Raw genomic sequence first — 12,601 nt, forward strand, 5'->3', positions numbered from 1 at the left:
CGCTTCACTCGCGATGCTCGCTCCAGGGTCTCGGGCCAACACGATGTTGGTCACGAAGGCGTTATCACAGGATGTGATGATTTTAGCCTTCGTTCCTCTATCGCTAATCCCCAAGGAGTCGCCCAGCCTCCACTCCAATCAACTTATTTTCATAGTAGACGTTTTAACAAAAGTCATCCACAACTTTTGGTGATGAACCAATTTTCATCGTGTTTGCCACGAATATGTCTTGCTATTATTGATAGAGTAGAGTTAGGCTGTATTGTTCCAGAAGACCTAACTCCTCACTACTGAATTACTTTAATAATTGCTTTAAAGCTTTTGTATAAAGTCCATGCTCTTCCTTATGAATGGCCGTTTCTGTTGCCTCACGGTCACCTTCAACAACTTGAACTGCCGATTGGGCTATAATAGGTCCTGTGTCCATACCTTCATCTACAAAATGGACGGTTACACCCGTTATCTTAACTCCGTGTTCGATCGCTTGACCAATGGCATCTTTACCAGGGAAAGCCGGTAATAATGAAGGATGAATATTCACAATGCGCTGTGGATATGCAGTTAGTAATACTTCACTAATTAAGCGCATATAACCTGCAAGCACAATCCATTCTACATGACATTTATGGAGAGCCTCGATTATAGCAGTCTCGTAATCTGCTTTTGATGAAAACTCTTTCGGACTTAAAGCTAGCACTGGAATATTATAGTTCTCAGCACGTGTCACTACAAATGCGCTAGGCTTGTCTGTAACAACAAGTTCGATCTTTGCATGTAGTTCACCACGTTCAATGGCCTCTTGAATAGCTTGAAAGTTACTGCCGCTACCTGAAGCAAAAACGGCAATTTTAGTTGGTACCGTCATTACACTAAACTCCCATCATGTGAGCCATTGAATACAACACCCTCGCCTTTCACAACGCGACCAATTTTGTATGCTTCTTCACCATTTGCTTCTACTGTAGCAAGCACTTTATCTACTTCATCTGCAGGTACAGCTAATACGAAGCCAATACCCATGTTGAAGACATTATATAAATCCTTGTCCTCTAACTGGCCTTTTTCTTTTAAAAACTCAAAAATACGTAAAACAGGCCAAGATCCTAAGTCAATTTCAGTTGCTAAACCTTCTGGCATCATACGTGGTAGGTTTTCATAAAAACCACCGCCAGTTACATGTGCACATCCATGAACGTCTGCTGCTTTTAAAGCTGCAAGTACAGGTTTCGCATATAATTTTGTAGGTACTAACAAGGCCTCCCCGATAGGACCAAGATCCTCGTAGCCATCCACAATCGAATCAACTGCGTAATGATTATCTGCAAAGACAATTTTTCGCACTAATGAGTAACCGTTTGAATGCACCCCACTTGAAGCAATACCAACAAGCACGTCACCCTCTACGATTTTCTCGCCTGTTACGATGGCTGATTTTTCACAAGCTCCTACGGCAAAACCAGCTAAATCATACTCATCTTCTTCATAAAGACCTGGCATCTCTGCAGTTTCTCCACCGATTAAAGCCGCACCAGATTGCACACAGCCATCTGCAACGCCCTTTACAATTTGCTCAATTTTCGCTGGCTCTGCCTTGCCAAGGGCTACATAATCTAAAAAGTACAATGGTTCAGCACCTTGCGCTACGATATCATTGACACACATCGCTACACAGTCCACACCAATCGTGTCGTGCTTGTCCACCATAAACGCTAGCTTTAGCTTTGTCCCAACACCATCTGTACCTGAAATAAGAACAGGTTCCTTAAGATTTAGTTCTGACAAGTCAAACATACCACCAAAACCTCCGAACGTGCCCATCACACCTAGACGGTTTGTACGTTCAACGTGAGACTTCATTCGTTTTACGGCTTCGTAGCCTGCTTCAATATTTACACCTGCTTGTTCATATGCTTTTGACATGCAGAGTTCCTCCTTATCATCCAAATCGCCTTGGCACATCTGAATCTAGATTTGTCATCATAGCTAGACGTGTTTAGATGTTTTTCTTAACGTAATAGTTCTTTTTCATGTGGTAAGATTGTATCTGGGAAAATTTCTGTTGGATATTTACCTGTAAAGCACGCTAGGCATAATCCACGGTTTTCATCTTCATATGGTCTTGCAATAGTCTCCACCATACCTTCAACGGAAAGGAATGTTAGTGAATCGGCTCCTATAGCATCACGAATTGCGTCTACACTGTGGTTAGATGCAATCAATTCTTCATGTGTGGAAGTATCGATGCCGTAATAGCAAGGATCCGTCATCGGTGGTGAAGAAATGACAACATGTACTTCTGCCGCCCCTGCATCTTTTAACATTTTTACAATACGTCTTGAAGTTGTACCGCGAACGATTGAATCGTCCACCATCACTACTCGTTTACCTTTTACGACTTGAACAACTGGAGAAAGCTTCATTTTCACACCGCGTTCACGTAATTCCTGAGTCGGTTGGATAAATGTACGACCTACATAACGGTTTTTAATAAGACCTAGCTCATACGGAATACCACTTTCCTCAGCAAAGCCGATTGCTGCTGAAATACTTGAATCAGGTACCCCTGTTACAACATCAGCTTCAATATGTGCACATTCACGAGCAAGCTGTTTGCCCATACGTTTACGCGCCATGTGGACGTTAATACCATCAATATCAGAATCAGGACGTGCTAAGTAAACGTACTCCATCGCGCACATTGCACGTTTATCCATATCTGCAAAACGATCAGATTTTACACCCTCATCGTTAATAATTAATAACTCACCAGGTTCAACAGATCGAACAAATTCTGCACCTATTAAATCAAATGCACAAGTTTCAGAGGCTACAACCCAGCCATCTCCTAACTTTCCAAGAGATAATGGACGTAAACCATGTGGATCACGTGCAACAAGCATTTCATCTTTAGTCATAATTAAGAAAGAATACGCACCCTTTAATAAAGACAGGGCATTTTTCACCTTCGCACGGAATGGTGAATGCGAGCTTTTCTTAATAAGATGCGCTAGCACTTCAGTATCGGAACTAGAATGGAAAATGCTACCTTGACGCTCTAAGTACTGTTTTAAGTGCGTTGCATTGACTAAATTACCGTTATGAGCAATTGAAAGGCTACCAGTTGAGGAGTGGAATAATAACGGCTGTACATTTTCAATTCCGCCTCCTCCAGCAGTCGTATAACGGACATGAGCAATTGCTGCTTTTCCGTCCACTGCCTTTAATTTCTCTTCGTTGAAAACATCATTAACTAGTCCTTCGCCTTTCACCGCGCGAAGATGCTGACCGTCAGAAACGACGATCCCAGCGCCTTCTTGGCCACGGTGTTGAAGAGCATGAAGCCCGTAATAACTAAGGTGTGCTGGATTTGAGTTGCCCCAAATACCAAACACCCCACATTCTTCGTTTAAGCCTCTGAGTTCAGCAAGCATGGGATTGCTCCTTTCCAATTAGAACGGAATTCCTCCACTGTACCTTCTACAAGCACACCGTTGTCACCGTTGATTTGAACAAGCGCATCGTTTGTTACGACACCGATTTTCTTTGCGTCTTTTACAATTTCTACAAATGCAGCTGCATTTTCTTCTTTCACTGTTACAACAAAACGAGATTGTGTTTCACTGAATAATGCTGTTGTAGCAGAGCCTGTTAATGTCACATCAAGGCCTAAGCCATTTGCGCTAAATGTTGTTTCAGCAAGCGCAACTGCAAGGCCGCCTTCTGCTACATCATGTGCAGATTGTACGATTCCTGCTTTAATCGCTTTAAGCAATGCTTCTTGACGTGCAGCTTCAATCTGTAGGTCAATAGCTGGTGCTTTCCCAGAAATAATCCCATTATTTAATAATTTTTGAAGCTCCGAACCACCGAACTCAGTTTTTGTATCGCCGATCACAAATACTACATCACCAGTAGCTTTTACTTCTTGAGTTGTCACATGCGCTAAATCTTCAATTAGTCCAACCATACCGATTGTTGGTGTTGGGTAAACCGCTTCACCAGAACGCTCATTATAAAGAGATACGTTACCACCGATTACTGGTGAATTCAGTGCAGTACAAGCAGCTGAAATACCATCAGCTGATTTTTCAATTTGCCAGAAGATTTCTGGTTTCTCAGGATTACCGAAGTTTAAGCAGTCAGTAATCGCTAATGGTGTACCGCCAGTTGCTACGATATTACGAGCTGCCTCTGCTACAGCAATGGCTCCGCCTACTTCTGGATCTAGGAAAATATAACGAGAGTTACAGTCTGTAGTCATCGCTAATCCTTTGTTCGTACCGCGTACGCGGATAACTGCTGCATCCGAACCTGGTGCAACGACTGTTGATGTACGAACTTGATAATCATATTGATCGTAAACCCACTCTTTAGAAGCAACTGTTGGCGCTTTTAAAAGTGCATTTAATGTTTCTTTGTAATCTGTTACCATCGGCTCTGTATTTTCCATCGCCTGGAACTCAGCATAGTAAGCAGGCTCTGCAGATGGCTTATGATAAACTGGTGCATCTTCTGCAAGTGCATCAGCAGGAACTTCAGCTACAACTTCGCCATTATGTAATAGGCGTAGCATTTTATCATCCGTCACGTGACCAATTGCCACAGCATCTAAATCATATTTATCGAAAATCGCTTTAATTTCATCTTCGCGACCTTTTTTCACAACAAGTAGCATACGTTCCTGAGATTCAGATAGCATCATTTCATATGCTGTCATGCCTGTCTCACGTTGAGGTACTAAGTCTAAGTTCATTTCTACACCAGAACCAGCTTTAGAAGCCATTTCTGCTGATGAAGAAGTAAGACCAGCAGCACCCATATCTTGAATACCTACTAACGCGTCCGATTTTACAACTTCTAAACACGCTTCAAGTAAAAGTTTCTCCATAAATGGATCCCCTACTTGCACTGCTGGACGTTGGTTCTCAGATTCTTCTGTTAACTCTTCAGATGCAAATGTTGCACCATGGATACCGTCACGACCTGTTTTAGCACCCACATACATCACTGTATTACCTACACCAGCTGCGATTCCACGTTGAATATCTTTGTGGTCGATTAAACCTACACACATTGCATTCACTAGTGGGTTGCCTTCATAACAAGGGTCGAATTGAATCTCGCCACCTACTGTAGGAATCCCGATACAGTTACCGTAACCTGCGATACCAGCAACTACTTCTTCAAATAAATATTTACCACGTGCTGATTTTAATTCGCCAAAGCGTAGTGAGTTTAGCATCGCAATTGGACGTGCACCCATTGAGAAAACGTCACGGATAATACCACCAACTCCTGTAGCAGCACCTTGATAAGGCTCAATTGCTGATGGATGGTTATGTGATTCCATTTTAAATACAACTGCTTGCTCGTCACCAATATCTACGATACCAGCGCCTTCTCCTGGACCTTGTAAAACTTGTGGACCCTTTGTAGGGAATTTACGTAACACTGGTTTTGAATTTTTGTATGAGCAGTGCTCAGACCACATTACGGAGAAAAGACCTGTCTCTGTCCAGTTTGGTAGACGTCCTAAAATACCTTCTACCATTGCAAATTCTTCGTCTGACATCCCCATACCAGCGTATAGCTTTTGCTCTTTAATTTGCTGTGCTGTTGGCTCAAACTTAGTTGTTGACATGATTTTCCCTCCACTGCTTCACAATTGATTTAAATACTGCTAGACCGTCTGCTCCGCCCACCAATGCATCAACAGCTCGCTCTGGGTGAGGCATCATACCTAATACATTGCCGCGCTCGTTTGTAATCCCTGCGATATCTTCTAAAGAACCGTTCGGATTTTCGCCTGAATATGTGAATACGATTTGATTGTTATCTTTTAATTGTTGTAAAGTTTCCTCGTCACAGTAGTAGTTACCTTCACCATGTGCGATTGGAACATTAATAATTTGACCTTGCTCATATTGGTTTGTGAATAATGTATTATTGTTTTCAACTTTAAGCTGGATTGTACGGCACATGAATTTCAAATTTTTATTACGAAGTAATGCACCTGGTAATAAACCTGCTTCAGTTAAGATTTGGAATCCATTACATACTCCTAATACTGGCTTACCAGCATCTGCTGCCTTCTTGACCTCTGCCATAATATTAGATTGGTTTGCCATCGCACCACAGCGGAGATAATCCCCGTATGAGAAGCCTCCTGGTACTAAAATGCCATCAAAGCCACTTAAATCTGTTGCTGAATGCCATACATATTCTACTTCTTCACCTAGCTCGTCTTTAATCGCATGATACATATCGATATCACAGTTTGACCCAGGGAAAACGAGTACTGCGAATTTCATGATTAGTTAGCCTCCTCGACTTCGTAGCGGTAGTCTTCGATTACAACGTTAGTTAAAACCTTTTCACACATTTCTTTTACTAGAGTATCAATATCACGTTCTGTATCTTTAATTGCTAGTTCAAGATATTTACCGATACGTAAATCTTCTACTTCAGCGTAACCCATTTTCACTAAAGAACCTTGTACAGCTGAACCTTGTGGATCAAGAATGCTCTCACGTAATGTTACGTAAATTTTAACTTTTTTCATTGTTATTTGCCTCCGAGTCTAGAAAGTATAATAGTATAAACTTCTGTTAAATTACCAAGGTCTCTACGAAAGACATCTTTGTCTAACTTTTGCTTTGTAGTTGCATCCCAAAGTCTGCATGTATCTGGTGATATTTCATCTGCCAGTAGTACATTTCCATCATCATCGCGTCCGAACTCTAATTTAAAGTCAATTAGTGTAACGTTGACATCTGCAAATAGTGGCTGCAACACTTTGTTCACTACAAGTGCACCATCATAAATGGCTGTCACTTCCTCAGGTGTCGCAAGATCAAGTACGTCAATATGCTCCGTAGTAATGAGCGGATCGCCTAGTTCATCGTCTTTATAATAAAATTCAACGATTGGGCGTTTTAATGGTGTACCTTCCTCAAAGCCAAGACGTTTCGCTAAGCTACCTGCCGCTATATTACGAACTACGACCTCAATTGGAATAATGTCTACCTTTTTTACAAGCTGCTGCGTATCAGATAATTGTTTTACGAAATGTGACGCAATTCCGTTTGCTTGTAATTTTTCGAAAATTAAAGAGGTAATGCGATTATTTAATACGCCTTTGCCTTCAATTTCTTCTTTTTTCTCACCATTAAACGCTGTTGCACTATCCTTGTATTCAACGAGTAACACATTTGGCTCCTCTGTTGTATACAATTTTTTTGCTTTACCTTCATACAAAAGTTGACCTTTAGTCATTTCGTTACTCCCCCTGATATTATGAAATACACGCGTATTGTTCAGAATTGAATCGTACGAATACGATTCAATTCTGTAACATCCGCTAGTGACTCTACTTAGTTAAGTCCAAGACGCTCAAAAATCATATCTACATGCTGTAAATGGTAGTTGTAGTCAAAGCAATCATCTAGCTCTTCCTTCGTTAAATACGATGTAATTTTTTCACTTGCATCGACTAACGTACGGAACTGAACTTGCTCGTCCCACGCCTGCATCGCTAAAGGTTGTACTGTATCATACGCTTCCTCACGCACTAACCCTTTATCGATAAGTGCTAATAAGATACGTTGAGAGTAAATTAGACCAAAAGTGCGACCCATATTACGCTTCATGTTTTCAGGGAATACTGTTAAGTTTTTCACAATGTTACCGAAACGATTTAACATATAGTTAAGTGTAATCGTTGCATCCGGTAAAATAACGCGCTCTGCAGATGAATGTGAAATATCACGCTCATGCCATAATGCTACGTTTTCATAAGCCGTTACCATATAGCCACGCATTAAACGTGACATACCAACCATGTTTTCAGACCCGATTGGATTACGTTTATGAGGCATTGCTGACGATCCTTTTTGACCTTTTGCAAATGCTTCCTCAACTTCACGCGTTTCAGATTTTTGCAAGCCGCGAATCTCTGTTGCAAATTTCTCAATTGATGTTGCGATTAATGCCAACGCCCCTAAATATTGAGCATGACGGTCACGTTGTAATGTTTGTGTTGAAATAGGTGATGCTGTAAGTCCTAATTTATCGCATACATATTGCTCAACTTTAGGATCGATATTGGCATATGTTCCAACTGCTCCAGACATTTTTCCTGTTTCAATTACTTTTGCCGCAGCATCAAAGCGTTCTAGGTTACGCTTCATTTCTTCATACCATAAACCTAGTTTTAAACCGAAAGTTGTTGGCTCAGCATGAACACCATGTGTACGTCCCATCATAACCGTATGCTTATGCTCTTTCGCTTTTGCTGCAATAATATCAATGAAATTCACGATGTCTTTGCGTAAAATATCATTCGCTTGTTTAATTATATAAGAAAGGGCTGTATCAACTACGTCCGTAGAAGTTAAACCATAGTGCACCCATTTTCGCTCTTCACCAAGTGTCTCAGAAACGGCACGAGTAAATGCTACAACATCATGACGTGTTTCTTTCTCAATCTCTAAAATGCGATTAACATCAAATGAAGCATTTTCACGAATTTTAGCTACATCCTCTTTTGGGATGTCTCCAATTTCTGCCCAAGCCTCACATGCTAAAATTTCAACTTCTAGCCAAGCTTGATATTTATTTTGTTCTGTCCAAATTGCGCCCATTTCGGGTCTTGTGTAACGTTCGATCATTGCGTTTCTCCTTCTATTCTGACCAAATGCCAGAACTCTCGATTTGTTGTAGTGTTTCTTCTAAGTTTTTCGTCATAATCGTTACGTGGCCCATCTTACGGTTCACTTTAGCTTCAGCTTTCCCATAAAGATGTATAGACCATTCAGGATATTTAGCAATTGAGTTACTAAGTGGCATGACATGCTGCCCTAAAACATTTACCATAATAGATGGTGCCCAAAGTTGTGGTTTACATAATGGCCAACCACAAACAGCACGTATATGCTGGTGGAACTGTGAAACGTTACATGCTTCTATAGAATAGTGACCTGAATTATGAGGTCTTGGTGCTAATTCATTAATAACAATTCCACCATCTTCTAATACAAACATTTCTACAGCTAATGTCCCTACTAAATTTAAATAATCAGCAATTTTAAAGGCTTCTTTCTCTGCAGCCAGTGATGTTTCCTCTTTTATACGAGCTGGTACAATCGTTTCATGTAAAATATGATGAACATGAATATTTTCTCCAACTGGCTGACAATATGATTCACCATTACCGTTTCTTTGAACAATGACAGATACCTCTTTAACGAAAGGTACAAATCCCTCAACAATGCATCGTGAATGAGAGAAAAGCCCTTTTGCTAACGGTAGGTCTTCTGCAGATTTTAAAAGCTGCTGCCCCTTGCCATCATAGCCACCTCTTGCTGTTTTGACTATACAAGGATAACTAATCCTATCGATATTGGCTAGTAATTCTTCATATGTATTTACAACCAAATAAGGGGCTACTGGACAACCTGCGTTCACAATCGCTTCTTTCTCAGTCACTCGGTCTTGTGTGATGCGTACTAGCTCTGCTCCTTGTGGGACGTAAGCCATTTGTGATAAACGTTTTAAGCCTTCATAATCGATATTTTCAAATTCATATGTTATAACGTCACTTACCTCGGCAAGTTCTTCTAAAGCTGCCTCATCATCATATGGGGCTACAATACGTACATCTGCAACCTGTCCACCTGGTGAATCCATTGATGGTTCAAGAACGGCGATTTTAAAGCCTGCTTCTTTGGCAGCAAGTGCCATCATACGGCCAAGCTGCCCTCCTCCGATAATGCCTATCGTCTGCCCGGGATAAATTATCTTTGTCACACTAAGTCACCTGTACTTTCCAGTACTTGTTGCTTCGTGGCTTCACGTCTAGCATCTAGTTTATTAGCAAGCTCTACATCTGTTGTCGATAAAATTTGCGCTGCAAGCAAGCCTGCATTCGTCGCTCCCGCTTTGCCAATCGCCACTGTTGCTACAGGTACACCGCCAGGCATTTGAACGATTGATAATAAAGAATCAAGACCGTTAAGAGCACGGGATTGAACAGGTACACCGATTACTGGTAACGTTGTTTTAGCTGCTACCATTCCAGGTAAATGCGCAGCTCCACCTGCACCAGCAATAATTACTTGAATACCTCGCTCACGTGCTGATTCTGCATACTCAAACATTAAATCAGGAGTACGATGTGCAGATACAACCTTTTTCTCGTACTGTACCTGTAATTCATCTAAAATATCACATGCATGTTTCATTGTTTCCCAGTCACTTGAACTCCCCATAATGACACCGATTTTCGGATTCATGATTGTCGCTCCTTTTTAACGTTAGAAGAATGATCAAATATTTTATAGCTACTACATTTTTTACTTTTTATAACAAAGAAAATCCTCAAATAAACTACTCCCTAACATACACGTGAAAGCAGTTTACTTGAGGACTTATTATGAAAAGAATATGAAATGTACATTTCTGCACATAAACCTTCCCTTAACATGCCAAAAGTGCTTTCCCGCATAGTCCAGCATTTACGGTGCCGGGTAGAGACACTAGAGCCAATCCTCTAGCATATATGTGGGACTTATTTGTTTTTCCTTCTCATATTTTAACAAGTCATTCCACTATCGTCAATGCAAAAATGCGAACAATTTATTTTAGCTATAAACAAATGTTCGGATTTTAGTCAAATTCACTCAGGATCTTGCCATAACATCGCTTTAAATTGTATTTTTTGACGTAAATACGTTGGTTCTTCATTGACTAAGTGAAAAATCGGTTCTTCTTTTCTTCCCACTGCCATATAACCATCTCGACGCATTCTTGCCAAACAATCTTCAATTGACTCGTTTTCTTCTACTTCATACCAAATTTGTTTTTTCCCCAAATCTTTCTTCCTTTCAATCTTGTTTCCAATTATTTTCCCTTGTATGAATCCCATTATACCTTTAGTTTGTTCCTTTAGTATGTATGATTCATTAATAAAATGCTTTTCACCATAGCGTGAGGTTGATTTTCGTTCCGACCGGGGGCGTCCGATGAGCGGACTGGATCAATAAATGTTTTTTGCGCGAAAGCGTAGCGGCAGCGATACGATGTTGGTCACGAAGGCGTTATCACAGGACGTGATGGTTTTAGCCTTCGTCCTATAGTGCTAATCCCCAAGGAGTCGATCACCCTCCACTCCAATCAACTTTATACATAGCATACGTTTTAATAAATATCATTCTCAACTTTTGATGACCAGCTATTAAAAAGGAATTATATTTTTATTGTTACTATTCGAAGACAAATTAAAAGAACTGCAGAAAAATAAACTGCAGCTCTTTATTAAGGATTTTGAAATCCGTAGACTCCAATTAGATATGCACCTAGGAACAGGAACATTAAAAAAGCATTGAGTACAATCAAAATCATACGGATATCGCCTTTAATCCCCAAAATTGCGCTAATTATTCCTAGTCCTCCTAATATAAATGGCGTAAATATACTTAGATCATAAAGGAATTAAAAAAAACTACCATACCATTTTGATGAGTCATAGCCAAACATAAAGAATGCAATCATTAAGAGAAATATAGTTATAGCAGAAAAAATGTTACGCCTCATTTTTATTTTCCCCCAGTATCAAAGCAAGATATGTGTTATAGACCTAACTTCAATCTTCAAACCTGTCGTTTCATAAAATATTTGTAACTGCCGTTTCACTTACGTTACATAAAACATTGCTGAAAGAAGTTAAAATTCGCTAATAAAGCTCGTCCGACTTTATTCTTTGAGCAATAAGTGATGGATATATCAAATTTTGAGGCAATATCCGATGTGAAGCTTCCGCCCGAATCGTTCTGGTGACTGCCTCTTCCTCTTTTATTTTTGGGCATTCCAACAAGTTGTAAGAATCTCTTTTGATGGCGTTCTATCCGCCTGTTCGTTGATTCTATCAGTCGTTTTTGTTTCTACGAGCACAAATGTGTTGCTTCCCCCGAAACATTCCACAGACAATCTGTTTTGCCTTGTTTTTTCGGCAGGTTGGGTTGGGTTGGTTCGTTCATATATTATACAACTGAATTTATTATGTAAATTTTAACATTTAAAAGAGTATATCATTTTATTATTAATTTATAAAACAAAAAAGCCGAGGAATAAATCCTCGACTTTTTCAGGTGCCTAGCGACGTCCTACTCTCACAGGGGGAAGCCCCCAACTACCATCGGCGCTAAAGAGCTTAACTTCCGTGTTCGGTATGGGAACGGGTGTGACCTCTTTGCCATCATCACTAGACTATTKTCGGCTTTCAATATACRTCGTATTTCTTCGTCAGCTTCTGTCGTTCAGTCAGTCACGTACTTGAGTACGCTCCTTCCYTCTCTCCATCGCTTCCTCGAACTACTCGTATCTTGAAACCCTTGGTTGAWAAAAGAAATTGTTCTTTCAAAACTGGATAAACGGTGCATTGAATGTTTCAAACGTTTTGGTTAAGTCCTCGATCGATTAGTATTCGTCAGCTCCATGTGTCACCACACTTCCACCTCGAACCTATCTACCTCATCGTCTTTGAGGGATCTTACTTACTTGCGTAATGGGAAATCTCATCTTGAGGGGGGCTTCATGCTTAGAT

At 40.4% G+C, this 12,601-nt stretch carries 11 protein-coding genes, 2 rRNA genes and 1 riboswitch; all 13 genes read right to left on the minus strand.

What is annotated here, in order from left to right; genetic code table 11:
• Positions 1-295: 295 nt before the first annotated feature.
• The gene (gene purN / locus AC1DCY_RS25580; RefSeq protein WP_477355055.1) at positions 296-865 is read right to left on the minus strand and encodes a phosphoribosylglycinamide formyltransferase; all 570 of its coding nucleotides are present in this window, start codon (positions 863-865) and stop codon (positions 296-298) included.
• Positions 865-1,920 carry a phosphoribosylformylglycinamidine cyclo-ligase gene (purM, locus tag AC1DCY_RS25585; protein ID WP_477355058.1) on the minus strand — a complete coding sequence of 352 codons (1,056 nt, stop codon included), beginning with the start codon at positions 1,918-1,920 and terminating at the stop codon, positions 865-867. The genes purN and purM overlap by 1 nt, the downstream gene beginning before the upstream one ends.
• An 86-nt stretch (positions 1,921-2,006) precedes the next feature.
• Entirely contained in the window at positions 2,007-3,431 is a 1,425-nt protein-coding gene (gene purF, locus AC1DCY_RS25590) for an amidophosphoribosyltransferase (RefSeq protein WP_477355061.1), read from the minus strand.
• The gene (gene purL / locus AC1DCY_RS25595) at positions 3,407-5,641 is read right to left on the minus strand and encodes a phosphoribosylformylglycinamidine synthase subunit PurL (RefSeq protein ID WP_477355063.1); all 2,235 of its coding nucleotides are present in this window, start codon (positions 5,639-5,641) and stop codon (positions 3,407-3,409) included. The genes purF and purL overlap by 25 nt, the downstream gene beginning before the upstream one ends.
• Positions 5,628-6,311: a phosphoribosylformylglycinamidine synthase subunit PurQ gene (gene purQ / locus AC1DCY_RS25600; RefSeq protein WP_477355066.1), complete on the minus strand. Its 684-nt coding sequence runs from the start codon at positions 6,309-6,311 to the stop codon at positions 5,628-5,630. The genes purL and purQ overlap by 14 nt, the downstream gene beginning before the upstream one ends.
• A gap of 2 nt (positions 6,312-6,313) precedes the next feature.
• Positions 6,314-6,562, minus strand: a complete 249-nt coding sequence (gene purS, locus AC1DCY_RS25605) for a phosphoribosylformylglycinamidine synthase subunit PurS (protein WP_079562648.1) — start codon at positions 6,560-6,562, stop codon at positions 6,314-6,316.
• 2 nt (positions 6,563-6,564) lie between these two features.
• A complete protein-coding gene (gene purC, locus AC1DCY_RS25610) occupies positions 6,565-7,275 on the minus strand; it encodes a phosphoribosylaminoimidazolesuccinocarboxamide synthase (RefSeq protein ID WP_477355069.1) in 711 nt (236 codons plus the stop codon).
• Positions 7,276-7,373: 98 nt separating this feature from the next.
• The gene (gene purB / locus AC1DCY_RS25615; protein ID WP_402871332.1) at positions 7,374-8,669 is read right to left on the minus strand and encodes an adenylosuccinate lyase; all 1,296 of its coding nucleotides are present in this window, start codon (positions 8,667-8,669) and stop codon (positions 7,374-7,376) included.
• A 13-nt stretch (positions 8,670-8,682) separates the two neighbouring features.
• Entirely contained in the window at positions 8,683-9,807 is a 1,125-nt protein-coding gene (gene purK / locus AC1DCY_RS25620) for a 5-(carboxyamino)imidazole ribonucleotide synthase (RefSeq protein WP_477355072.1), read from the minus strand.
• A complete protein-coding gene (gene purE, locus AC1DCY_RS25625; protein ID WP_460014500.1) occupies positions 9,804-10,292 on the minus strand; it encodes a 5-(carboxyamino)imidazole ribonucleotide mutase in 489 nt (162 codons plus the stop codon). Before purE ends, purK begins: the two co-directional genes overlap by 4 nt.
• Positions 10,293-10,483: 191 nt before the next feature.
• A riboswitch (purine riboswitch) is annotated at positions 10,484-10,582 on the minus strand.
• Positions 10,583-10,675: 93 nt separating this feature from the next.
• Positions 10,676-10,870, minus strand: coding sequence for an NETI motif-containing protein (locus AC1DCY_RS25630; protein WP_477355075.1), 195 nt, complete (start codon positions 10,868-10,870; stop codon positions 10,676-10,678).
• Positions 10,871-12,148: 1,278 nt separating this feature from the next.
• Positions 12,149-12,264 (minus strand): 5S ribosomal RNA (gene rrf, locus AC1DCY_RS25635).
• 190 nt (positions 12,265-12,454) lie between these two features.
• Positions 12,455-12,601: ribosomal RNA gene (locus tag AC1DCY_RS25640) — 23S ribosomal RNA — on the minus strand; the annotation flags it as partial.

This window comes from Lysinibacillus sp. 10T31 (assembly GCF_056394365.1).